Origin of the sequence: Streptomyces chryseus (genome assembly GCF_014650755.1) — a bacterium.
Taxonomy (GTDB): Bacteria; Actinomycetota; Actinomycetes; order Streptomycetales; family Streptomycetaceae; genus Streptomyces; species Streptomyces chryseus.
In genome coordinates this window covers 122950-145797 of record NZ_BMVO01000008.1, presented here as the reverse complement: position 1 = coordinate 145797, position 22848 = coordinate 122950, and the positions used below count along the sequence as shown (strand labels likewise).

Here is a 22848-nt window from a genome sequence, read left to right as displayed (position 1 = left end):
TCATTCGATCTCCCTAGAGTCGAGAGCACACAGCAGGACGGGCCGGACAGCGGCCCGACGACTCTCAGGGAGAAACCCCGTGCGCGCAGTAATCCAGAAGTCCTTCGGCGGCCCCGAGGTCCTCGAAACCGTGGACGCCGAGCGGCCGGTGCCGCTGACTGGCGAGGTCCTCGTCAAGGTCCACGCCGCTGCGGTCAACCCGGTCGATGTGGCCGTCCGGTCCGGAGCGCTGCCGCTGCTCGGCGAGCCGCCGTTCGGCGTGGGCTGGGACATATCCGGAGTCGTCGAGGAAGCCGGCCCCGGCGCCGGGTTCGAGGTGGGCGACGAGGTGTACGGCATGCCGCTCTTCCCGCGTGCCGCCAACGGCTACGCCGAGTACATCACCGCCCCGTCGAGCCACCTGGCCCGCAAGCCCGCCTCGCTCGACCACGTGCACGCCGCCGCCGTCCCCCTCGCGGCGCTCACCGCCTGGCAGGGGCTCGTGCGAGCGGCGAACGTCACGAAGGGTGACCGGGTGCTCATCCAGCGCGCCGCCGGCGGTGTCGGTCACTTCGCGGTGCAGATCGCGAAGGCGCGCGGCGCCCATGTGATCGCCGTCGCCGGCCCGGACCGTCGCGAGTTCCTCACCGGCCTGGGCGCCGACGAGATCATCGACTACCGGACCACCGACTTCACCACGGCCGTCAAGGACGCGGACGTGGTACTCGACTCCCTGGCCCAGGGAGACCTCTCGCTCGGCGTGGTGCGCCCGGGCGGTGTGCTCATCAGCATCCTGGAACACCATGACGCGGAGCTCGCCGCCCGGGTCGAGGCGGCCGGCCGGCGTTTCGCCGGCATCCTGGTCGAACCGGACGCGGAGGCGCTCGAAGCGATCGCCGAGCTGATCGACGCGGGCCGCGTCCGGCCGTACGTCGAGGAGACCTTCCCGCTGGAGGAGGCCGGAAAGGCGCACGAGCTGGTCGCCGCGGGACACGTACAGGGGAAGATTGTCCTGACGGTCTGACCACGACGGGCCGCACCAGGAAGGGCGAGGCCGGATGGACATTCTCACCGAGGCACTGGCCTCGATGCGCACCGGGCACCCGGCGTCCGTACGGACCAACGGCCGCGCCCCCTGGGGCCTGCGCCTGCCACCGGTCGCGGGCGCCGGGTTCCATGTGGTGCTGTACGGAACGTGCTGGCTCGTTCCTCTCGCCGACGCCTCACCGCACCTGAAGCCCATCCCGCTGAACCCCGGCGATGTGATCTTCCTGCGCGACGGGCGGGGCCACATCCTCGCCGACCACCCCTCCACACCCGCGGAGGAGTTCGAGGCCGAGCACTATCAAGGCGGTTCGCCGATCGGTGCGGTCACGATCGGCGGCCAGGGCGCCGAGACCAGCCTGCTGTGCGGCAACTACCACCTCGACCAGGGGCATCCGCACCCCCTCGTGCGTCAGTTGCCCGAGGTGATCCATCTGCCGACCCGGCACGGCCGGCACCCGGAGCTCAGCGCCGCGGTCCAGCTGCTGGGCACCGAGCTGGAGAATCCCCGCATCGGCTCGGACGGCATCGTGCCGACCTTGATCGACTCGCTGCTCCTCTACATCCTGCGCGCCTGGCTGGACGACCAGCCGCCGGCCGCCGCGCAGGGCTGGGCCGCGGCCCTGGGCGACTCGGCGGTGGCGCCCGCCCTGTCGGCCATCCACGCGGCCCCCTCGGCGCAGTGGACCGTCGAGTCGCTGGCCGGGCGGGCCGGGCTGTCGCGAGCCGCCTTCGCACGGCGCTTCGCCGCGCTGGTGGGCGAGCCGCCGATGGCGTACCTGACCCGCTGGCGCATGACGACCGCCGCCCGCCTGCTGCGCGAGACCGACGCGCCCCTGACGACGGTCGCGGCCCGCACGGGGTACGGCTCGGAGTTCGCCTTCGCCAAGGCCTTCAAGCGCGAGTACGGCCGGGCCCCGGGCGTCTACCGCCGGGAGGCCAGGGCGGCCTAGTTTCTGCCGTCAGATGTCAGGCCTACGCCCGTGGCAGCGGACAGCGACACACTTCACGGTCGAGGCATCGGGCATCGGGCATCGGGCATCGGGCGTCGAGCGAGTCGAGCAAGCGGGCGAGAACGGGAGTGTGGTGTGAGCCGGGCTGGTGGGGCAGGACGGGTCGTCCGTGTCCGAAGAGGAGTGGGAACGGTTCTTCCGTGAATCGGTGACGGGCACGGACGGGGCCCTCGTGGAGCCGACGGCGCCCGCTCGCGAGACCGACCCGCTGCTGATGTTCAGCTGCTTCCGGCCGGAGCACGCCCGGCCGGCCGGTGACGTGGTCAAGACGCGCGGTCGGCTCACGTACCGGGAAGGGAAACGAGGGGTGGTCGAGGTGACGGCGGACGTCACCTTCGTCTACCCGCTCGCCCCGGCGGGCGACGGCGGGCGGGACGCCGAAGTCGTCCGTACGATCGTGCGGCGCGAGGTGGTGACGAGCTGGGACGACCCGGCCGAGGTCATCACCGAACCGGGCACGATGTCCCTCGTCTCGTACGCGCTCGACATGACCAACGGCGGCTGCTCCGCCCCGACTGGCTACTTCGCGCCGCCCTTCGGCACGGCCGACAAGCAGCCCGCCGACGAGGGCCACCAGGTCGATCCGTACGACAGAAGCAAGCCGATCGACCCGAGCAACGGCACGACGCCCACGGGCAACGACTGCGCGACCGCCGCCCGCTCCTGAAAGCCGCTCAGGACGTGGCTCCCAGGCACTTCCTCGCCACCTGCTGAGCACTGGCGTGTCAACTGGCACCTGCACTGCGCCGAGTAGAGCGCGGCCGCTCGTCACCCGGAGGTGGCGACCGCGTTCGTCAGTGCTCTTCCGGCGTGAGAGCCTGCACGTGCGACAGGGTGATCCGACGCCGAGGAGGGTCGACGCTCGCGATCTTCACGGCGTGGGTGTCCCCGACCTGGACCACGTCCTCGGGGCGGTCCACGTGTCCTTCGGCCAGCTCTGTGAGGTGCGCGAAATCTTCGAAGCCGTCCTCTCGGTCTTCGATTCGGACGATGGCGCCGAACGGTACGAGCTTGGTCACGACGCCGTGCGTGATCTGGCCGACCTGTCGCAGGAGCTGCGGCACGGGGTCCTGTCGCATCGCTTTCAGTGACAGCGCAACGCGCTCCCTCACCAGGTCGACGTCGAGGACTGCCACCGAAACGCTCTCGCCGACATGGACGACGTCGGAGGCCGTCTGGTGGGCAACCCAGTGGCCCTTACGGACGATGATGTGCTTGCTCGTGCTCCTTTCGCGAACGGGCGGATGCGGCGGTGCCGGGGGCGGCAGTCCGGCGAGCCATCCCGTGGCGGCGGCCTGCGGAAATCCGGTTGGGCACTCGGTCAGGGAATGGCAGGGTGAGGCTCATGCCGTCGCCCAGAGTCGAACAACTACTCCGAGAACTGCACGCCTCGCTCACACTGCGCAAGCGGCCGGAGGATGTAGCCGGGCTTGTCCAGGAGCTGTACGCGGCTCAGGGCACCGATCTCGACTCAGCCACTGAGACGGCACTCGCCAAGGCCGCCGAGCACTCGCTGCGCAACCTGTGGCACGGCTACACCTCCATGCGGGAGGATTTCGCCCGCCCGGTCGGCGCGCAGCGCCAACTCGCCCGAGCGTCACGCCTGTTCGCGGACGTGCCGGAACTCCCGGACAGCGCGGGAGACGATCCGGACCAGATCGAGGCCGTGATCCGGCGTGCGGGTGAGTCCATAGGCCGCGCGTACGGGCAGAACGACTTCGGCACGGACCGTCTCGACCGGGCCGAGCGAGCCGCTGCCGGCCTCGGCGAGGTCTCCAAGCGCCAGTACAACAAGCGCTTCCGTCTTCTGCGCCGCATGGAGGCCAAACTGGCGCGGCTGATCCACGAGCAGCGCCGCCGCGAGGTGACCATGACGGGTAAGGGCGCCCTCGCCCACGCGTTGCCGTACGGTCTGTTCGCCGCCGACCCGGACACGGCCGCGTTCATCGCGTACGTCACGGCGCGGGGCTACATGCGCAGTGTCTTCACCAACGGGCGCCAGCGCCAGGTCTACGACGAGGTCGCCGAGGCACTGTTCGAGCGCCTGCGGGCGCGGCCCGAGCGAACCTGCTGGTACGCGGTCGCGCATGTGCATCCCACGTCGGAGGTGCTGGTCGCGGTGTCCGACGAGGACCTCACCCGACTGCTGGTCCGCTGGAACGGCTTCCTGCGCGAGGTGGCGGAACTGCTGGAGGCCGCCTGGAATCGGCACCCGCTGGAGCGCGACACGATGATCGTGCGCCGCGGCGACGACTCGTCGACGTGGAACCAGGCCGCCCAGGCGTGGAACGCGGCCCGAGCGCACTGGTTCGCGATCCTGTCCGAACTGGGCCAGGAGCACATACTGGACCGGGTCTGCCCGGGTAAGGTGCCCCGCCTGATGGCTGCCGATGTGGCGTACTGGCACCGCATGAGTGGCGGTGGATTGCACCCTGACACCTACATCTGGGCGGAGCTGCCGCTGCCCTGGGAAGTGCTCCGGGGAGAGAAGGAGTGCCCACGCTCGCTGGTCGAGGCGGTGTGCGCCCGGTACCGGGTGGACCCGGTCGCCGGCGCCTGGACCGCCCCCAGGCCGGCGGCTGAGGCTGTCGCCTTCCGCCGGACGCCCGAACTCGTACACGGTGTCGCCGTTGCGGACCCTCTCGTGGCCAGCGCCCTCCGGTCGGCAGGGGTCTTCTCCGGCCAGGGCAAACGTGCGGCGGCGAGCGAGTGGCTGTGACCGGGGCCCGGGGTCCCGGGTAACTCGGTTGCCCGGAACGACGGCTCCAGCCATGATCGACGTGGCGACGAGGAAGCTCTGCGGAGGAGCGCCCGGCTCTGATCCCGGGTGGACGTAGGTTCGAATCCTGCCCTCGTCGCCGCTCCACCTGCCGTCCACGGCCGACGCACGCCGCGCCCGGGGCCGACCCTGGACGACCGCGACGGCGACTGCGCGAGCTGGGGCCCGTACCTCAAGTGCGGGCCCCAGGTGTGTCACGTCATGTCGAACGTCGCGGTACGGCCCCCGAGCACCTCGTGGAAGCCCTCAGTGGTGAGGGCCGGAACCTGATTCAGAGTCCGAACTCCTGCGGAGACACGCCGAGCGCCGCGCACGCCTCCCGCAGGACCTGCTCCTCGGCCGGGGCGATGTAGCCGTCCGCGCCGGCGACGACGAAGCCGGTCTGCACGACGGCCTTGGCCTCCGTCGGCTTCTTCGCCGCCTTGGCGATCTCCTGCATGGCCTCGGTCTTGCCCTGCTGGAAGTTGTACGTCAACTGGTCGACGTGCTTGTTGAACCGCTGCCGCAGCTGGTCGGGCGGGAAGTTCTTCAGGACGTCGTTCTGCAGGATCAGCGACTCCACGTGCTGTCGCTCGGCGGGGTCCACCGACCCGTCGGCGGCCGCGACCAGGGCGCACATGGCCATGCTGGCGTCCCGGTAGGCGCCGCTCTTGAGCTCCGTCTTCAGGGAGGCGAGCTGGGACTTGAGCACGCCCACGAGCTGAGCCTTCGACCCCCCTCCGGACGCTGCACCGGGCCGTCCGTGGCCGCCGGAGCCTCGTGCGCCCTGCGACTGCTGCTGCAGACCCTTGGCCTGGTCCTTGATCCGGTCCCACATCGCCATCCGTGCCACCTCGGCTACCCGTTCGCTCGTCCGCGTGCGTTCCGCGCGTCTCCCTGTCAACGTCCCCCCGCCCCGCGAAGTTCCATGGTCGCCCGGTCCGGCCGGGCCAGAGCCGATGCGGGCCGGCCGCCGGGCGCGGGGGAGGGGCCGGCGGGGTGGTGGGGCGCGGGCAGCCGGCCCTGCGGCGAGGCCGGCGGCCTCGCCGACTCGTGTCGACGAGGGCCGTCGGGCGGTGCGGGGCGGTGGGTGCCGGTCACCACCGACAGTGCGCGGGCATGCTTATCGACAGCCCGATCAATGCCCGCGGCAACGATCACGAAGGGCCCCTCAGGGCCACGGCACCCGCGCAGCCGTCGGCCCTCCCGTGGGGAGGGGCGGGAGGGACGGCGTGGCCCCGCCCGCGTGGCAGCACGCGGGCGGGGCCAGGGTGGGGATCCCTGCCCGGGGGAGGAAGAGGATCACCGCGGTCACAGCATGGCACTGGTTTCAGCCAGAGGACAGAGGCGTGACTGAAAATGCATTGAGGGAAAACCGGCCGGAGCGATCGGCCCCTACCGGCGGCCGCGCATGAGCAGATGGAGGAAGTACGGCGTACCGATCACCGCGGTCATCAGTCCGGCGCCCAGCTGAGCCGGCGCGATCACGGTGCGGCCCACCAGGTCCGCGGTGCAGACGAGCACGGCGCCCAGGAGCATCGCGACGGGCACGACCCGGACGTGCTGACGGCCCACCAGGGCCCGCGCCGCGTGCGGTGCCACCAGACCCACGAAGCCGATCGTGCCCGCGGCGGCCACGGCGGTGGCGCTGAGCAGGACGCTCAGTACGAGGAAGCCCAGGCGTCCTCGTGACAGAGCGAGCCCCAGGAGCCTCGGGGTGTCCTCGTCGAGCGATACGAGGTCCAGCTCGGTGCGGCGCATTACCGCGACGAGCACGCCCACGGTGAGCACGGCCGCGAGCGGCGCCACGTCCGGCAGGGTCCTGCCGTACGTGGAACCCGACAGCCACGTGAGGGCCTTCGTCGCGTTGAACGGGTCGGTGAGGACGATGAGCAGGCTGATCAGTGCGGCGGCGCCGGTGGCGAAGCCGAACCCGACGAGGACGAGCCGGTTCTGCTGGAACCCGCCCCGCGCGGCCAGCCCGAAGACGACGACGGAGCTGATGCCGGCGCCCGCGAACGCGGCACCGGCCACGCTCCACGAGCCGGCCGCAGGCACCGACGTCACGAGGAGCACGGCGCCGAGCGCCGCCCCGCCGGAGACGCCCAGGACACCGGGCTCCGCGAGCGGGTTACGGGTCACGGCCTGCACGAGCGTCCCGGCCAGAGCGAGCGCCACGCCCGCGAGCAGCGCCGCCAGGACCCGGGGGACCCGGGTGTCGAGGACGAAGCCGACGGTCCGGCCCGCCCTGCCCTGGGCCCAGTTCACCACGTCCCCCAGCAGCAGCTTGCTGTCGCCCAGGAGCACGGCGGCGACGGTGACGCCGACGAGCACGGCGACCAGGACGGCCGTGGTGGTGAGGAAGACGGCTCTGCTCCTGACCGAAGCCGGTCGGACGCGGGGGCCTGCGAGTTGTCCCGTACCCGGGTGGCCATCACGACCAGGAACACGGCGCCGACGAGGCTGGTGGCCACGCCCGTCGGTACGGCGACCGCGATGTCCGCCGGCACGACGGCGCGCAGGAGCACGTCCGAGCCGAGTACCAGCCCGGCGCCGACCAGACCCGCGACCGGAAGGCCCGCGCGCGCCCGGGTGAACGCGCGGACCCTGCGGGCGAGGGGGCGCACGAGGGCGGGGGCGCACAGGCCGGTAGCCCGAGGTGACCGAGCGCAAGGCGATATCTCGCCACCTTCAGGAAGGCGAGATCCTTCGTGCCGTGGGTGACGTGACCTGAACCAGCTGCGCGACAGCGGCCGGCTATGCCAGTGGTTCGCTCAGTTCGACGGAGCGCAGCGCTGCCGCCAGGGCTGGTGCGTCACCGATGTCGAGGGCTGTGTCGGTCAGCTTGATGACGTGTTCGTCGCCGTGCGCCAGCGCTCGTTCGAAGACCTCTTCGGGGATGAGCGTGCTCGGTGGGGCGCAGGCGACCGGGGCGTCCGGAGCGTACATCGCGGTCACCGCCGCCGAAGCCGTCCAGGCGGCCCGCAGGCTGGGGACCCACAAGGCGTGCGGGAGCGCGGGCAGGGTGCGCAGGACCGCGTTGGGAGCAGTGGCCGCGTGGACCAGCATCGTCTCCTCGCCGTGGCCGTGGGTGGCGTACCGGTGGGTGGCCGCCCGCACGAGTTCGGTGAGGCGTCGGCGCGCCTCGTGCGGGTCGGTGACCGTGTCCGCCCACACCGGCAGGCGCCTGACGCGGCCGAGCCGGGCGGGGAAGCCGCCGTCCCGTGCGGCGATGGGCCTCACCGCGTCCAGGGCGGCCGCGGCGCTTTCCGCCCCGGGCAGGGGGGAGAGGTCCGCGACGGGGTGGTGCCGGGCGGCCCAGTAACCGAGGCCGTGGGCGAGTTCGGTCAGGCGTGGCCCGGTGTCCTCGCCGGTGAGAAGAGTGCGTACGGCATGGCCCACGCGGATCGCCGGGTGCGTCGATCCGCCGTACATGCCGGGCAGCAGACGGGGCCACCACTGCGCCAGTACGTCACGCCAGGGACGCTCGGCCGTCTCGCGGCGGAAGTAGTCGATCCAGTCGGCGGCTCGGCGCGGATCTCCCAGCGCGAGACGCCAGTTGGCAGCCGTGACGGGTTCGACGCCGGGCGGGAACTCCTCGAGCTTGCGTGTGTACAGATCGAGCCAGCGATGCACCGCCTGTGCCTGTCCGTGCCGGGCCAGGGCCTCGACCGCCATCGGCGCGTGATTGGTGAGCCGCCCGAGCCGCTCGGGCCCTGAGCCGTGCAGTCGGTGTAGCGCCTCGTCGAGGGTGCCCGTCGTATCCATGACGAGTGACCCTAGGCAGGACGCCGCGGCGACCGTAACCGGCTGAGGGCCTACGACCCGGCCTAGGTCCTGCCCTACGGGCCGAGCTCTAGCGCAGGTCCAGCTCCCCGACTGTCTGGTCCCCGCTGGTCTCACCCGTCGGACGGAACCCGAGCCCGAGGTAGAAGCCCTCGGGGCCGTCCGTGCCCGGGTGCCAGGTGGTGGTCAGGCGGGTACCGCCGCGACGGCGGATCTCGGCGGCGACGGACTCGACCGCGAAGCGACCGTATCCCCGGCCCTGTTCGCCCTCTGCGATGTTGAGCCGCCAGAGACCGGAACGGGTGTCGGTGCCTGTGCCGTCGCCCTTCCAGTCGATGTCGAAGAAGGCCATGAGGAATCCGACGGGACGGTCCTCGTCAAGGATGAGGCGGGGCCAAGCCGTGCCGGGGTAGACATATGCCTCGGCGAGAGACTTCACGACGGGCGCGACCAAGTGCTCCTGATCCGGACGAACCCGCAGACCGATCGCGGCGTCGAAGTTGGCCGGGGTGATCTCCCGCAGAGAGCGTGTGGTCGTCATGCAGGAACCCTAAGCCGCTGCTCAGGCTGCTACGCACCCGGCCCCAGCACGCGGCGGGAGCGCGTCGGCTCACTCCGGCGGCGGTGTCGGAGCCGCCGACGTGATGTGGCTGAGCACGCAGAGCCAGCGACTTCCCTCGTGTACGAAGACATCCGTCGTCCACTCGTCGGCGTCGAATCTCCGGCCCCCGTAATGGGCCGTGTTCGTCGCACGCGCGGTGAACACGGCCGTGTCACCGTGCACCCGGATCCTGGGCCGGCTGGTGAATTCCATGGCGGAGTGGGTCAGATCCCCGGACCGGACGAGTGAGAGGAACTGTTCCTTGGTGGTGATGCCCGACTCGGAGACGATGACCCACTCGTCAGCCATGAAGCGTGCGATCAGCGCGGCATCGTTGGAGACGATCGCAGCCGCCCACTCCTTCGCGGCATTGAGGAGCTGAGCGTGCACCACATTGTCTTCGGGGTACTTCGGGGAGGCGGAGCTGTCACCCATGCCCCGATCGTAGCCGGGCCCATAGGCGGTGGCCTGTTGTGCGGCACGGTGCCGAGACATCCCGGCGGGCGGTCGACGGGCTGTGTCGGACGGGGTTACCCGCCCAGCGGCGGGGGTGCGGAAGCGGACGCCTCCGAGGCCGTGTCGATCACTTCGTCGAGGACGTCGCGGGAGCGGATCAGGTCGGTGATCATTCGGTCGATGCGGTCCCGTTCCGTGGTGAGGTCGGCGACCAGCCGGTCGGTGGCGATCGCGGACGGGCCGCCGTCCGCGTCCCGCATGCAGGGGAGGAGCCGGGCGATCCTCCTGCTGTGCAGCCCGGCCGCGTAGAGCGCCTGGACGCGTACGACCCGGTCCACCGCCCATTCGCCGTAGTCGCGCCAGCCGCCCGGGGTGCGCTCGGCCGTCAGCAGACCCTGGGTCTCGTAGTAGCGCAGCGACCGTTCGCTCACGCCCGTGCGCCGGGCGAGTTCACCGATACGCACCTCGCACCTCACCGCCCGCCCTGAGGACTTGAACCTGACATTGATGTCAACTTCTACCGTACCGTCATGACGAACACACCGGAGAAGTCCCTCCTCTTCGAGCCCACCCGGCTCGGCGCACTGAGTCTGCCCCATCGCCTGGTCATGGCCCCGTTGACCCGCAACCGCGCCGACGCCGACGGTGTCCCGCAGCCGATCATGGCCACGTACTACGCACAACGGGCCTCCGCCGGGCTGATCATCGCCGAGGCGGCGACGCCCAACGCCGTCGGGCAGACCTACCCCGGCATCCCCGGCATCCACAACGACGCCCAGGTGGCCGGATGGCGGCTGGTCACCGACGCGGTGCGCGCCGCGGGCGGCCGGATGTTCCTGCAGCTCCAGCACGGTGGCAGGGTCGGCCACCCCGCCACCAGCGGACTGATGCCGGTCGCGCCGTCGCCGGTGCCGCTGCCGGAGACCATCCACACCCCGGGCGGGCGCAAGGACGCCGTCGTGCCGCAGGAGCTGTCCCTCGACGGCATCCGGTCCACCGTGGCCGATTTCGCCACCGCCGCACGCAACGCCGTCGACGCGGGTTTCGCCGGAGTGGAGGTGCATGGCGCCAACGGCCATCTCCTGCACCAGTTCATGGCGCAGGGAAGCAACCACCGCACCGACGCCTACGGCGGCCCGGTCGCCGGACGTATCCGGTTCGTCGTCGAGGTGGTCCAGGCGGTCGCCGCGGCCATCGGCCCCGAGCGGGTCGGCCTGCGCGTCTCTCCCGGGAACACCGTCAACGGCATCGACGAGGGCGACACCGAGGAGATCTACCCGGCGCTCCTCGAAGCCCTCGCGGACACCGGCCCGGCCTATCTGCACCTCGTACGGGCCGACCCCGGCACGCCCCTGTTCCAGGAGATCCGCCGCGGCTGGCGGGGAACCCTCATGGCCAACCCGGCGCTGAACTGGGCAGGGCCGCTGCCCGCCGACGGCGGCCGGCGGGCCGGTGAACGCCTGCTGGCCGAGGGTGCCGACCTGATCTCCCTGGGCCGCGCGTTCCTGGCCAACCCCGACCTGATCGAACGGCTGCGGACCGGAGCGCCGCTCAATCAGGTGCGCGACGAGCACATGATGTACGTGGGCGGCGAGACCGGGTACACCGACTACCCCACCCTCGCCGATGCGGCGAAGGCGGCCGAGCGGGTCGCGGCTTGACAGGGCTCGCCCCGGCGGCGTGCGAAGGCCGCCCGCGCCGTACACCGTGGCCGGAGGGAGCCGGGTACCGCGGCCCCGGCGCGAGCCCGTCAGCCGGCGTGTGTACGCACCTGTTCCCCCTCCGGCCGGCGGCTCAGGGCTCCGGGCCACCATGCCGCCGACCCGATGTCCCTGACCAGCGCCGGTACGAGCAGCGACCTGACGACGAGCGTGTCGAGGAGCACCCCGAAAGCGACGATGAACGCGATCTGGACGAGGAACGCCAGCGGGATGACACCGAGGGCCGCGAACGTGGCGGCGAGCACGACGCCGGCAGAGGTGATGACTCCGCCGGTCGCGGTGAGGCCGCGGAGCACCCCCTGGCGCGTGCCGTGCTTGAGGGACTCCTCGCGGACTCGTGAGATGAGGAAGATGTTGTAGTCGACGCCCAGGGCCACGAGGAAGACGAATCCGTAGAGCGGCACGGAGGCGTCGGTGCCGGAGAACCCGAGGACGTTCTGGAAGACGAGCGAGGAAACGCCCAGCGTGGCGAGGAAGTTCAGGGCCACGGTCGCCACGAGGAGAACCGGCATCAGCAGCGAGCGGAGCAGCCCGACGAGGATGACCAGGATGATCGCGAGTACGACGGGCACGATGAGCGTGCGGTCGCGACCGGCGGTCTGCTGGGTGTCGTACTGCTGGGCCGTGTAGCCCCCGACCAGGGCGTCCGAGCCGGGTACGGCGTGTACGGCCGCACGGAGCCGCGCGACGGTCTCCTTGGCGGCATCGCTGTCCGACGCGTCCTCGAGCGTCGCGTCGATCCGCACCTTGCCGTCGACCACCAGAGGTGCCTCGCCCCCCGGCCGCCCGGACGCGGTGACGGGCAGAGCCCGGGCGACCCCGTCGAGGCCGCCGGCCGCCGCGGTCACCTGCTCCGTCCGGTCGGCGTCGGCGATGATGACGGCAGGACTGCCCGAGCCTGCCGGGAAGTGCTCGCTCAGCGTCTGCTGCGCCGCCACGGACGGTGCGTCGTTGACGAAGAGTTCGTCGAGCGGCACACCCTTTGATGTGAGGGTCGGGGCGAACGCCGCGCACGCGATCAGGCCGGCCAGGGTGAGGGCCCAGACCTTGCGCGGCGCCCGGTCGACGAGGGCGGCGATCCGGGACCAGATGCCGCGGCTCCCGCTGCTGTCGCCGGCGGCGCCCGCCTGCTTCGGACGGGCCGGCCAGAACGCGCCGCGGCCGAGCAGCACCAGTACGGCCGGGAGGAAGGTGAGAGAGCTGAGCACGGCGCAGACGATGCCGATGGCGCCCACCGGCCCGAGAGCACGGTTGTTGGTGAGATCGCTGAGCAGCAGGGCGACGAGTCCCAGGGCCACGGTCGCGGCGCTGGCGACGACGGGGCCGGCCGACTCGCGCACCGCGGCCCGCATGGCGGCCGTTCGGTCGTCGTGACGCGCCAGTTCCTCGCGGAAGCGCGCGGTGAGAAGCAGGGCGTAGTCGGTCGCGGCGCCGATGACGAGGATGGACAGAATGCCCTGCACCTGCCCGTCGACGCGCACGACGTCGCGGTCCGCCAGCGCGTACACCACGCCGCACGCGAGGCCGAGCGCGAAGACCGCGCCGGTGATGATGACGAGCGGAAGCAGGACGCTGCGGTAGACCAGCAGCAGAATGACCAGAACCGTGATCAGGGCCACGCCGAGGAGCAGCCCGTCGATGCCCGCGAACGCGTCGCCCAAGTCGGCCTGCCGCGCCGCCGGCCCCGCGAGCTGAACGTTCGTACCCGGTACGCGCGCCGCCGCCCTGTCGACCTCCTCCATCGTTTCGGCGAGCCGCTCGCCCAGGTCCGGGCGCAGCTGGACGACGCCCTGCAGAGCCTGCCCGTCCTGCGACGCGACAGCCGGCGACGACCCCAGCACGCCGGCCGTGCCGTCGAGCGAGGCCAGCGCCCCCGTGGCCGCCGTCCGCTGTCCGTCGTTCACGTCGCCGCCGCCGGTCGCGGTCCAGACGACGATGGCCGGCAGCGTCTCCTCCTGCCGGAAGGCTTTCTGCGCGTCGATGACCTTGGTGGACTCGGCGTTCTGCGGCAGGAAGGCCGCCTGGTCGTTGGTCGCGACCTCGCCGAGCTTGCCGGCGTAGGGGCCGAGGGCGCCACCGACGCCCAGCCAGGCGACGAGGACGACTACGGGCACGAGCCATCGCGCCAGTCGTGCGGAGCTGGACATTGCACTCCTGAGTGAAGGGAAAAGCCTCTCAATGGCAAAGTATCTCAATTATCGAAGTACTTTGCGGCCGGGGTGTGGAACGGTCTTCAGTCGCTACTTCGTCCGACTCCCCCGATCCGGATGCGCGGGAGGAGAGGTGAGCTCAGCGTTCGGGGCGCAGGTGATCCAGTTCGTCGTTCAGCACGGCGAGGAAGCGCAGCGCCGTCGCCAGCTCGTCGCTGTCGAACTGCTGCTGGGCGCGGGCGGTCGCGGTGGCCAGCGGCATGAAATGACCGCGCGCCGCCGACCTGGCTTCGGGGAGGTAATGCAGGTGTACGACCCGGCGGTCGGCGCTCTCGCGTGCCCTGCGGACGTGCCCCGCCCGTTCCAGACGGTCCAGGCACGCGGTGACCGCCCCCGAGGTGAGGCCGAGGTGTTCCCGCAGACGCCCCGGGGTGAGCGGTGTCTCCGAATCCAGGATCGCGGCGAGCGCCTGGACATCGGTGGCGTGCAGGCCCTGGTCGGCCGCGAAGGCGTGCGAGAGCCGGTTGATCTGGCCGTTCATGCGGCGCAACTGCACCGCGAACGCGTGCAACGCGCGCCCGTCGGCCCGCTCGGGGGTGTCCGCCGCTTGCTCGTTCTCTGTGCTCGCCACCCGTCAAGCCTATAGAGACAGCCGTCCGGCAGGACCGCTCGGCGTCCCGGGGCGGCTCGTCGCGTCCGCCGAGCGGGGTTCGCCGCCGCATGTCCTCTCTCGCCTCGTCCAGGGCCAGGGCCGCGTAGCGGAAGACGTCCGCCTCCTCGGTGAAGCCCAGGCCGTACAACGCCCCCACGGACAGCGAGGCGTCACGGATCCAGGTGTACCGGTAGTCCCAGTTCCGCTCGCCGCCGATCTGCTCGGGCAGGCCCACCGTGGCGGCGGCGACCGGGGCGCCGGTCGGGGCGTACGTCAGCAGCTTGAGGGTGACGGCCGAACGGTTGACGGCCCCCTGCCAGCGGCCCCGGTACCGGGAACGCCCGATCCAGCGGTGCCAGAACTCCCACACGGCGGTGAACTCCGCCCGCGCGCCTCCCGCGGTGAAGGGCCGCGGCGCTTCCCCACCGGCCGCGCACACGGTGAGCGCCGTCGCCGCCAGCTCACCCTTTCTCAGCACGACCTCGGCGCGCACGTCGTCACCGTCGCGCCGCAGCGAGAGGGGTCCGGCGGTCTGCAGATGGACGTCGACGCCAGGGCCGTGGAAGCGGGCGGCGCCGTCGTCGAGCGTCGGCCGGTGGGGCGCGCGCCCGTGGTCGAACCGCGGCCGGCACTCCACGCCGAACCGCACGGTGCCGCGCACCACCCGCATCGCCCGTACGAGACGGTGCCGGTCGGTGGCTCGCTCCGGCTGGTCGACGGGCATGAAGTCGACGACCTCCCCGACGCCGTCGGGTGTCATGAACCGGGTGATCAGTACGGCCGTGTCCGCCAGGTACAGCTGCCGTACGGTCGTCCCCGGCACGTCCACCGTGATCGAGAAGTGACCGCCGCGATCGTGGTCGAGCAGCGAGGCGAAGATGCTGGGCGAGTCGAACCGTGGAGCGCGGAACCAGTCGACCACACCGTCGGACGACACCAGCGCGCAGGTCTGCAGATCGCCGATGAGCCCATGGTCCGCGATCGGCGGATAACGACGCATGGCGGCGGGTCCTTTCGCCGGAGCTACGGCCGGGGTGCGGAGAGGACCAGTCGAGGGGCGTCGTGCAGCCGGCGCGCGCCGGTCGCGGCAGACGGGCGACGCCGTCCGCGCACCGGGCCGGCCCGCGGGCGACACTCGGCGAGACCCGGATCCGCACCCCGCACCCCCCTTCAACCTGCGGAAATGCGCCTACCCGAAGGGCGATACCGGCCGTGGGCGCGCTGCTCGTAAGCTGACCCGCTATGAACACCAAGGAGGCCGGCAGACGGCTGATCGACGGCCGGTTCGAACTGCTCGCCAGACTGGGCAGCGGCGGCATGGGCACCGTGTGGCGGGCCCGGGACGTAGTGCTCCACCGCGAAGTGGCACTGAAGGAAGTACGGTCGCCCGACCCCGCGGCGGCGGAGGCGGACCCCGCCCGGGCGCGCGTGCTCAGTGAGCGCGTACTGCGGGAGGCACGGGCCCTCGCCCGGCTCGCCCATCCCCATGTGGTCACCATCCATCACATCGTGGACTCGTCCGACGGCCCCCACCCGTGGATCGTCATGGAACTGGTCCCGGGGCAGTCCCTGCACGAGCGCCTGGCCCAGGGCCCGTTGAGCGTCACGGAGGCACTGGTCGTGGGACGCGGGGTGCTGTCCGCCCTCCGCGCCGCCCACGGCGCGGGCATCCACCACCGGGACGTGAAGCCGGCCAACGTCCTTCTGCGGCCCGACGGCAGCCCCGTCCTCACCGACTTCGGCATCGCCGTACTGCGCGAGTCGACCAGCCTGACCGCCACCGGCGACCTCATCGGCTCGCCCGAGTACATCGCACCCGAGCGCATCCGCGGCGAGGAGGGCAACCCGGCCTCCGACCTGTGGTCCCTCGGCATGCTGCTCTACACCGCTGTGGAGGGATGGCACCCGCTGCGGCGCGAGACGAGCCTGTCGACCCTCGTCGCGGTCCTCGACGAGCCGGTCCCCGCGCCCGTGCGGTCCGGACCGCTCACCCCGGTGCTCACGGCCCTGCTCACACGGGACACCGCCGCACGGCCGGACGCGGCGCGGCTGGAGCGGATGTTCACCGACGCCGGACGCGGCGCGGACGCCTGCCACCCGACGGCCGCACCGCGGCCCCCACAGCCCGCCGTGCCCCAGGCCGACACCGTGCACGACGCCCCGGCGGCACACCCCGCACCACCGTGGCCGTCGAGCCCTCCGCCCTCGACCGCCCCGCCGTCCGGTTTCGGCCCTCCGCCGGTTCCGGGGACCGTCCCCGACCTGTCGTCGCACCACGGCTCGTCCCGGCCGCGACGCAACCGGTGGGCGGTACCGGCGCTGACCGCCGCGGTGCTGGTGGCGGCGCTGGCGACTCTGGTGAGCGCCCTGCCTCTCGACAGCGGTCTGTTCCGCGCGGACCGGAAGGAGAATCCCGCCTCGACGACGGGTGCCACCGGCGGCAAGGACACCGCGAAGACGACAGATCCGAAGGCCACCGAACAGCCGGCGCAGGCGTCATTGCCGCCGTCCAAGCAGACGAAGAACCTCCTGACGCCCAAGAGAGTGCGGGAGGCGATCACCGCACTCAAGGCCGAGACACGGACGACGAAGTTCTTCGAGTTCACGGTCTACGAGGAGTACGCGATCGCCAACGTCCCGGTCCCGGGCAGCCGGACGAAGTACGACCGCTTCGTGTACCGGAACGGATACGCGGCCAAGGAAGGCCCCGGCGGTACCGTCATCGGCGGGGACGAAGCCCCGATCGACATCAGCGAGGTCGACTGGGACAAGCTGCCGGCGCTCTTCCGGAAGGCCGACCAGGAACTCGGCATCCCCGAACCGACCATGCGTTACGTCGTCCTCCGCCGCCCCGTCTTCGAGAGCGTGCCCACGGTCAACATCTACTTCACCGACGAGTACAGCTCATCCGGCTACCTCGCCGCTGACTTCGACGGCGCGGTGCTGAACATCCACGCCGCCGACGGCTGACCCCCTCGGGGCAGTGCGAAGACCGGCGGAGCGGCACCAGCGGCACCAGGGGACGACCGCGGCGGCTCTGCCGCCCGCCACGATCGACGATCGCCCGCGCGGGAGGCACGGCACGCCGCCGGGCGCACCCCGCGCAGGTGCCGGTCCACCGGCGTGCTCCGCCCCGCAGAGCCCACATCCCGCTCTAAGCTGCGCGTACACCGGGAAAGGTGCCCAGCCGGAAAGCGCAGGATGCCATGCTTGCCGTCACTGTCATCGCGGGCATTCTGTTCGTCTGGGCCGTCCTCTCGCACCGGCTGGCGCGATGGAGTGTCACCGCCCCGATCGCCATGATGGCGGCCGGTATCGCCATGACCGGCGGTTCGGACCCCCCGCTGCGCTTCGAGTTCGACACGGCCGGCTTCGAACACGCGGTGGAAGTCGTACTGGCGCTGCTCCTCTTCGTCGACGCCACCGAAGTCCCCGGGGGCGTCATCCGCAGGGAGAGGGGGATCGTCGCGCGCCTGCTCGGCGGTGCGCTGCCCCTGACCCTGTGCCTCGCCTTCCTGACCGCGTACGCCTTCTTCCCCGAGCAGCCCGGGTGGGTCCTGGCCGTCCTGGCGACCGTCGTCGTCCCCCTGGACCTGGCCCCCACGGCGGCCGTCGTACGGGACAGGAGAATCCCGGCCCGGCTGCGCGACGTGCTCAACGTCGAAGGGGGCCTGAACGACGGGATCGTCTCGCCGGTGTTCCTCCTGTGCCTGGCCGCCGCGGTCGAGTCACGCACCAGGAGCGCTGATTACACGGAAGCACTGCTGAACGCGGTCGCGTCGGCGGGCTGGGCCGTCGCTGTCGGTTCCGTCGTCGGATACGTGGCCGGGTGGCTGCTGCGCAGGTCCTGGGCGAGCGGCTGGACGCAGCACGCGGCGACGAGGCTCGGCGTACTGACCGTCCCCGTGGCCGCCTACACGCTTTCCTCGGCACTCGGCGGCAACGGCTTCGTGGCGTCCTTCGTCGCGGGCGTCTGCATCGCGCCCGCCATGCGCCACCTTCCGGCGGACGCGGTGCGGATGACGGACGACCTGGTCGCTCTGATGTCCCTCGCGCTGTGGTTCGTGTTCGGGCAGATCGTGAACGAGGTGTTCTGGGACGGGTTCCACCTCTCCGTGATCCTGTACGCGCTCGTCTCCGTCGCCCTGGTGCGCGCGATCCCCGTGCTGCTCGTGCTCACGGGCACGGGGCTGCCCCCGCGCGACAAGCTGTTCCTGGGCTGGCTGGGCCCGAGAGGCGTGACATCGATCGTCTTCGGGCTCCTCGCGGCCGTCGAACTGCCCGCACGCAGCGCCGACTTCATCGCCCGGGTGATGGTGATGACCGTCATGCTCAGCATCCTGCTGCACGGGCTGAGCGCCGAACCGATCGGCCGCGCCTACGCCCGCCTCCCGGGCGTCCGGACGGACGATCCCGCCCGGCCCGGAACCTGACCGACAGCACCACCGCCCGGCCCCGCGCACGTCGGTGGCGAGTGCGGCCCGGTCTTCCTCGCTCGGGAGGGGCCCGAAGACCGCCGGTCGCTCACGGCCGCTCCCGGTCGCGGCGCCGAGCGGCGGGCAGGAACACCGGCGCGGCACCCGCCACCACGGTGTTGGAGACGGCGCCGATGCCCTCGACGGTGAGGGTGACGGTGTCCCCGGGCTTCAGCGGCGGCGGGTTCCGCTCGCCGCGCAGGCCCCACAGTTCGGCCAGGCAGCCGCCGTTGCCGCAGGTGCCGGAGCCGAGGACGTCGCCGGGCACGACGCGGGTGCCCCGGGAGGCGTAAGCGGTCATTTCTTCGAAGGTCCAGCTCATGTGGGACAGCAGGTCCTCGCCGACCGTCTCGCCGTTGACCTCGGCGGTCAGGGCGAGGCGCAGGAAACCGTCGGTGTCCCGGTACGGCTCCAGCTCGTCGGCGGTGACCAGACAGGGGCCGAGGGTCGTGGCGGTGTCCTTGCCCTTGCAGGGGCCGAGGCCGACCCTCATCTCCGCCGCCTGCAGGTCGCGCGCGGACCAGTCGTTGAAGACGGTGTAGCCGACGATGTGGTCGCGGGCCTGCTCGGGGGTGAGGTCGCGGCCCTCGCGGCCGACGACCGCACCGACCTCCAGCTCGAAGTCCAGGGCGGTGGAGCCGGGTGGCACGGGAATGTCGTCGTGGGGGCCGAAGACGGCGTGCGGGTTGGTGAAGTAGAAGGTCGGCGCCGCGTACCACTGCTCGGGGACACCGCCGGCGCCGTCCACCGACCGTCGTACGCCTTCCACGTGTTCCTCGAAGGTGACGAAGTCCCGCACCGAGGTCGGCTGGAGCGGGGGAGACAGTCGTACCTGTGAGACGTGGGGGCCGGGCGGCACGTCGAGCGCCGCCGCTCCGGCGGCGAGCAGGCCCGGCAGGCCGTCGGCCTCCGTGAGCAGAGCGGTGAGCGAGGTGACGCCGGGCAGGGGGAAGAGGGTGCCGTCCTCTTCCACGACGGCCACGCGCGGGCGGTGCCGGTGTTCGTAAGCGGCGAAACGCATGATGTGACTCCTGTGGGCGGGAGGCCGGCGGGCCGGGGGCGCGGTGGGCGGCCAGGGCGGTGACACCACTGCCGCGCCCCCGGGGTTCGGGATGCGGGACGGTCACACCGGCGGGGCGACGAAGACGCCGCGGTCGGGGTCGTTGAACGACTCCTTGGCGATGAGCTCGTTCATCGGGTTCGCCGTGCCCCACTGGTCGGTGACCTCGGGCTGCGAGAAGTCGTAGACGTGCGGGTGCCAGGTGTCCTCGTCCAGCTCCTCCAGTTCGGTGGTGTATTCGACGGTGTTGCCGTGCGGATCGAGGAAGTACGTGAAGGTGTTGTCGCCGGCCAGGTGGCGGCCCGGTCCCCAGATCTTGCGGTGGCCGGCGCGGATGACCCGGCCGGAGCCGCGCAGGTACTCGTCGAGGCCGCGCATCTCGAAGGAGATGTGGTGCAGGGCGGTGTGCGGGCCCTGCGCGATCGCCATGGAGTGGTGCTGGTTGCTGATGCGCATGAAGTGCATGACCTCGCCCATGTGCGGGGAGGACAGCGTGTCGGAGAGCCGGAAGCCGAGGTGCCGCTCGTACCAGGCGCGCGTGCGGTTGAGGTCGGGGGAGTTGAGGACCACGTGCGACAGCTTCACCGGGATGGCCTCCTTCTCCTCGACCTTGCGGTGCCGGCGCACCCCGACGTCCGCGGAGACCTCGATGGTGCGGCCGTCGACGTCGAAGAAACGGAAGCCGTAGCCGCCGCCCGGGGTGTCGACCTTGCCCGGCCGGGAGATCAACCGGACGCCGCCTGCGAGGAGTTCCTCCGCCAGGGTGTCGACGTCGGCGGGGGTGGCGGCGCCGTACGAGACGAGGTCGAGGCGCTTCTCGTCGGCCTTGCGGAGCCGTACGACGTACTGCTCCGGGGAGCCCTCGGCGGCGAGGAAGGAGATGCCGGAGTCCTCGGCGACCTGGGTGAGGCCCCAGACGCCCGCGTAGAAGTCGAGCTGTGTGTCGTAGTCGGGCACGGCGAGGTCGACGTGCCGCAGGTGGGTGAGCAGACGTGCGCTCATGGCGGGTTCCTCCTCAGACGAGGGCGAGGTTGAGCAGGGTGGAAGCGTTGCCGCCGCGTACGGCGTCGAAGTCGGCAGCGGAAAGACGCGCGGCGCGCAGGGCGGCCACCGGGTCCTCGGCGCCCATGTCGAACGGGAAGTCCGAGCCGAGCAGCACGCGGTCCGCCCCGGCGGCCCGGACCAGCTCCCGCAGGACGTGCGGGGCGTGCACCAGGGAGTCGAAGTACAGCCGCTTCAGGTAGCTGCTCGGTGGATGCGCGCAGCCGGCGCCCGCGTCGGAGCGGGCCGACCACGCGTGGTCGGAGCGGCCGATGTGGGTGGGCAGGTAGCCGCCGCCGTGCGCCGCGATCAGCCGCAGACCGGGGTGCCGGTCCAGCACCCCGGAGAAGATCAGGTGCGAGAGCGCGACGGCGTTCTCGGTGGGCTGGCCCACGGTGTTGGACAGGTACCACTGGTCCAGACGCTCGTCGAGCGTGCAGCCGAAGGGGTGCAGGAAGACGATCGCGCCCGTCTCCTCGGCCCGTGCCCAGAACGGCGCGTAGGCGGGGTCGGAGAGCTCGCGTCCCGGAGCGTGACTGGAGATCTCCACTCCGGAAAGACCCTGCGCCAGGGCGTGGTCGAGTGCGCGCACGGCCAGGTCCGGGTGCTGGAGGGGTACGATCCCCAGCCCGCGCAACCGGCCGGGTGCGGCCGAGCAGTGCGCGGCCGTCGCCTCGTTGGCGAGCCGGCACACCTTCTCGGCCGTCCCCTCGTCGGCCCAGTAGTGGTAGTGCGAGGGGGAGGGGCTGACCAGCTGGACGTCGACGCCCTGGGCGTCCATCGCGGCCAGACGCACGGCGGTGTCGGTCAGCGCGGGGAGGCGTTCGCGCACCATGGGGCCGCTGACGGCGAGGGCGGCGGGACCGTTGCGGCGGGCGTCCAGCGCCCTCGCCCCGGCGAGTCCCGGCAGGTCCGCCACCAGCGCGTCGACCTCGGGCAGCAGGACGTGTGCGTGCACGTCGACGGTCGGGGGCGTCACGGCAGTTCCCGCAGCATCGTCATCGTGCGGGCCATCAGGCCGGGCACGTCGGCGTCGCGGACGCCGTCGAGCTGCCACTGCCCGATCTGCACGGACGCCTCCACGACCGGACGGACGCGCGCGATCCGCCGCTCGTAGTACGCCTGGAGCAGCGCGTCGTCCCACGGCCCGGCCCCGGACAGCATCTGCGCGAGCACCCACGCGTCCTCCAGCGACAGGGCGGCGCCCTGGGCGAGGGTCGGCGGGCAGCAGTGGGCGGCGTCGCCGACGAGCACCACCCGGCCGCGGTGCCAGGAGCCCTCCACCAGCATGCGGTCGAACCAGGTGTAGTTGACCTCGGCCGGGTCGGTGATGTGCGCGGTGATCTCCGGCCAGAAGCCGCCGTACGCGCGGGCCAGGCGGCGCATCTCGTCCGCGTACGACGCCGGTGGGAGGCAGGCGCGGTCGCGGTTGGCCTCGACGACGTACGCGTAGAGGGTCGTGTCACTGGTCGGGCAGTAACCGGCGATGTAGGCGGGGCCGCCGTAGGCGAGGTCGGTGCGCACGACACCGGCCGGGCGTGGGACGGCGACGCGCCAGATCGCCATGCCGGTCGGTTCCGGCTTGTCGGTGATGCCGATCGCGGCGCGGGTGGCGGAGCCGAGGCCGTCGGCGGCGACGACGAGGTCGTAGCGGCCCCCGGTCCCGTCGCTGAACCGCACGCTCACGCCGTCGGAGTCCTGCTCCAGTGACTCGGCTCGGGTGCCCAGGCGCACGGTGGCGCCCGAGGCACGGACGGCGTCGATCAGTACGCGCTGGAGCCGGGGACGCCGCATCCCGACGGTGGCGGGCAGGTCCCCGCCGCCGGTGCGGATGTCGCGCTGCTCGTGCAGGACGGTGCCGTCGGGCGCCGTGATGCCCACCGACCCGAAAGCGAAGCCGGATTCCCTCACCCGGTCCCACACGCCGAGCTCGCGCAGGACGCGCAGGGCGTTGCCCTGGAGGGTGATGCCGGAACCGGCGGTGGCGTTCCAGTCGTCCTCGGCCTCGATCAGGTCCACGGCGACACCGGCCCGGCGCAGCAGGACCGCCACGGCGTTGCCGGCCGCGCCGCCACCGATCACCAGGACCGTACGGGGTGTGCTCATCGGGAA

18 protein-coding genes, 1 tRNA gene and 3 pseudogenes are annotated in these 22848 nt (G+C 71.9%); 8 read left to right on the top strand and 14 right to left on the bottom strand.

Features of this window, described 5'->3' with window-relative positions; genetic code table 11:
• The first annotated feature begins 79 nt into the window (after positions 1-79).
• From IE185_RS15425 to IE185_RS15415, 3 genes and pseudogenes are all read left to right on the top strand, one after another.
• Positions 80-1003, top strand: a complete 924-nt coding sequence (locus IE185_RS15425) for an NADP-dependent oxidoreductase (protein WP_138896826.1) — start codon at positions 80-82, stop codon at positions 1001-1003.
• Positions 1004-1037: 34 nt separating this feature from the next.
• Complete coding sequence (locus tag IE185_RS15420) at positions 1038-1976, top strand: AraC family transcriptional regulator (protein ID WP_138896827.1); 939 nt, start codon at positions 1038-1040, stop codon at positions 1974-1976.
• A gap of 247 nt (positions 1977-2223) precedes the next feature.
• Positions 2224-2703, top strand: a pseudogene (locus IE185_RS15415) (hypothetical protein); the annotation flags it as partial.
• A 127-nt stretch (positions 2704-2830) separates the two neighbouring features.
• Here the strand turns inward: IE185_RS15415 and IE185_RS15410 are convergent.
• A complete protein-coding gene (locus IE185_RS15410; RefSeq protein WP_229843528.1) occupies positions 2831-3172 on the bottom strand; it encodes a S1 RNA-binding domain-containing protein in 342 nt (113 codons plus the stop codon).
• 209 nt (positions 3173-3381) lie between these two features.
• Here IE185_RS15410 and IE185_RS15405 point away from each other — a divergent pair, with 209 nt between their 5' ends.
• Both IE185_RS15405 and IE185_RS15400 read left to right on the top strand, forming a co-directional pair.
• Positions 3382-4755 (top strand): hypothetical protein, encoded by a 1374-nt coding sequence (locus IE185_RS15405; protein ID WP_138896829.1) that lies wholly within the window; start codon positions 3382-3384, stop codon positions 4753-4755.
• A gap of 66 nt (positions 4756-4821) precedes the next feature.
• Positions 4822-4894 (top strand) — tRNA-Gln (locus IE185_RS15400).
• Positions 4895-5086: 192 nt separating this feature from the next.
• On the opposite strand, the gene IE185_RS15395 is transcribed toward IE185_RS15400, so the two are convergent.
• The 6 genes and pseudogenes from IE185_RS15395 to IE185_RS15370 form a co-directional block, all read right to left on the bottom strand.
• Positions 5087-5638 carry a tellurite resistance TerB family protein gene (locus IE185_RS15395; RefSeq protein ID WP_138896830.1) on the bottom strand — a complete coding sequence of 184 codons (552 nt, stop codon included), beginning with the start codon at positions 5636-5638 and terminating at the stop codon, positions 5087-5089.
• 551 nt (positions 5639-6189) lie between these two features.
• A pseudogene (locus IE185_RS15390) lies at positions 6190-7442 on the bottom strand (iron chelate uptake ABC transporter family permease subunit); the annotation flags it as partial.
• Positions 7443-7551: 109 nt separating this feature from the next.
• On the bottom strand, positions 7552-8562 hold the full coding sequence (locus IE185_RS15385) for a questin oxidase family protein (protein ID WP_138895993.1): 1011 nt from the start codon (positions 8560-8562) through the stop codon (positions 7552-7554).
• 88 nt (positions 8563-8650) lie between these two features.
• Positions 8651-9121: a GNAT family N-acetyltransferase gene (locus IE185_RS15380; protein WP_138895992.1), complete on the bottom strand. Its 471-nt coding sequence runs from the start codon at positions 9119-9121 to the stop codon at positions 8651-8653.
• Between the two features lie 69 nt (positions 9122-9190).
• A complete protein-coding gene (locus tag IE185_RS15375) occupies positions 9191-9616 on the bottom strand; it encodes a nuclear transport factor 2 family protein (protein WP_138895991.1) in 426 nt (141 codons plus the stop codon).
• Between the two features lie 95 nt (positions 9617-9711).
• Entirely contained in the window at positions 9712-10101 is a 390-nt protein-coding gene (locus tag IE185_RS15370) for a MerR family transcriptional regulator (RefSeq protein WP_138895990.1), read from the bottom strand.
• Between the two features lie 66 nt (positions 10102-10167).
• Between IE185_RS15370 and IE185_RS15365 the strand changes: the two genes are divergently transcribed.
• Entirely contained in the window at positions 10168-11298 is a 1131-nt protein-coding gene (locus IE185_RS15365) for an alkene reductase (protein WP_138895989.1), read from the top strand.
• A gap of 89 nt (positions 11299-11387) precedes the next feature.
• Here the strand turns inward: IE185_RS15365 and IE185_RS15360 are convergent, their stop codons facing one another.
• The 3 genes and pseudogenes from IE185_RS15360 to IE185_RS15350 all read right to left on the bottom strand — a co-directional run.
• Entirely contained in the window at positions 11388-13505 is a 2118-nt protein-coding gene (locus IE185_RS15360; RefSeq protein ID WP_138895988.1) for an MMPL family transporter, read from the bottom strand.
• Positions 13506-13647: 142 nt separating this feature from the next.
• Positions 13648-14139, bottom strand: a complete 492-nt coding sequence (locus IE185_RS15355; protein WP_229843527.1) for a MarR family winged helix-turn-helix transcriptional regulator — start codon at positions 14137-14139, stop codon at positions 13648-13650.
• Between the two features lie 127 nt (positions 14140-14266).
• Positions 14267-15160, bottom strand: a pseudogene (locus IE185_RS15350) (glycoside hydrolase family 15 protein); the annotation flags it as partial.
• 242 nt (positions 15161-15402) lie between these two features.
• Here IE185_RS15350 and IE185_RS15345 point away from each other — a divergent pair.
• Both IE185_RS15345 and IE185_RS15340 read left to right on the top strand, forming a co-directional pair.
• Positions 15403-17130: a serine/threonine-protein kinase gene (locus tag IE185_RS15345; protein ID WP_229843526.1), complete on the top strand. Its 1728-nt coding sequence runs from the start codon at positions 15403-15405 to the stop codon at positions 17128-17130.
• Positions 17131-17366: 236 nt separating this feature from the next.
• Positions 17367-18593 (top strand): cation:proton antiporter, encoded by a 1227-nt coding sequence (locus tag IE185_RS15340; protein ID WP_138895987.1) that lies wholly within the window; start codon positions 17367-17369, stop codon positions 18591-18593.
• Positions 18594-18684: 91 nt separating this feature from the next.
• Here the strand turns inward: IE185_RS15340 and IE185_RS15335 are convergent, their stop codons facing one another.
• The 4 genes from IE185_RS15335 to IE185_RS15320 all read right to left on the bottom strand — a co-directional run bounded on the left by IE185_RS15335 (position 18685) and on the right by IE185_RS15320 (position 22842).
• A complete protein-coding gene (locus IE185_RS15335) occupies positions 18685-19656 on the bottom strand; it encodes a fumarylacetoacetate hydrolase family protein (protein ID WP_189715339.1) in 972 nt (323 codons plus the stop codon).
• 102 nt (positions 19657-19758) lie between these two features.
• Entirely contained in the window at positions 19759-20697 is a 939-nt protein-coding gene (locus IE185_RS15330) for a VOC family protein (protein WP_138898839.1), read from the bottom strand.
• Positions 20698-20710: 13 nt separating this feature from the next.
• Complete coding sequence (locus IE185_RS15325) at positions 20711-21715, bottom strand: amidohydrolase family protein (protein ID WP_138898840.1); 1005 nt, start codon at positions 21713-21715, stop codon at positions 20711-20713.
• Complete coding sequence (locus IE185_RS15320; RefSeq protein WP_138898841.1) at positions 21712-22842, bottom strand: FAD-dependent oxidoreductase; 1131 nt, start codon at positions 22840-22842, stop codon at positions 21712-21714. Before IE185_RS15320 ends, IE185_RS15325 begins: the two co-directional genes overlap by 4 nt.
• Between the last annotated feature and the right edge of the window lie 6 nt (positions 22843-22848).

Coding starts and splice junctions, on each gene's coding strand:
- IE185_RS15335 (WP_189715339.1), bottom strand. CDS start 19,656: ATGCGTTTCGCCGCTTACGAACACCGGCACCGCCCGCGCGTGGCCGTC.
- IE185_RS15320 (WP_138898841.1), bottom strand. CDS start 22,842: ATGAGCACACCCCGTACGGTCCTGGTGATCGGTGGCGGCGCGGCCGGC.
- IE185_RS15420 (WP_138896827.1), top strand. CDS start 1,038: ATGGACATTCTCACCGAGGCACTGGCCTCGATGCGCACCGGGCACCCG.
- IE185_RS15365 (WP_138895989.1), top strand. CDS start 10,168: ATGACGAACACACCGGAGAAGTCCCTCCTCTTCGAGCCCACCCGGCTC.
- IE185_RS15380 (WP_138895992.1), bottom strand. CDS start 9,121: ATGACGACCACACGCTCTCTGCGGGAGATCACCCCGGCCAACTTCGAC.
- IE185_RS15405 (WP_138896829.1), top strand. CDS start 3,382: ATGCCGTCGCCCAGAGTCGAACAACTACTCCGAGAACTGCACGCCTCG.
- IE185_RS15360 (WP_138895988.1), bottom strand. CDS start 13,505: ATGTCCAGCTCCGCACGACTGGCGCGATGGCTCGTGCCCGTAGTCGTC.
- IE185_RS15345 (WP_229843526.1), top strand. CDS start 15,403: ATGAACACCAAGGAGGCCGGCAGACGGCTGATCGACGGCCGGTTCGAA.
- IE185_RS15375 (WP_138895991.1), bottom strand. CDS start 9,616: ATGGGTGACAGCTCCGCCTCCCCGAAGTACCCCGAAGACAATGTGGTG.
- IE185_RS15330 (WP_138898839.1), bottom strand. CDS start 20,697: ATGAGCGCACGTCTGCTCACCCACCTGCGGCACGTCGACCTCGCCGTG.
- IE185_RS15385 (WP_138895993.1), bottom strand. CDS start 8,562: ATGGATACGACGGGCACCCTCGACGAGGCGCTACACCGACTGCACGGC.
- IE185_RS15395 (WP_138896830.1), bottom strand. CDS start 5,638: ATGGCGATGTGGGACCGGATCAAGGACCAGGCCAAGGGTCTGCAGCAG.
- IE185_RS15340 (WP_138895987.1), top strand. CDS start 17,367: ATGCTTGCCGTCACTGTCATCGCGGGCATTCTGTTCGTCTGGGCCGTC.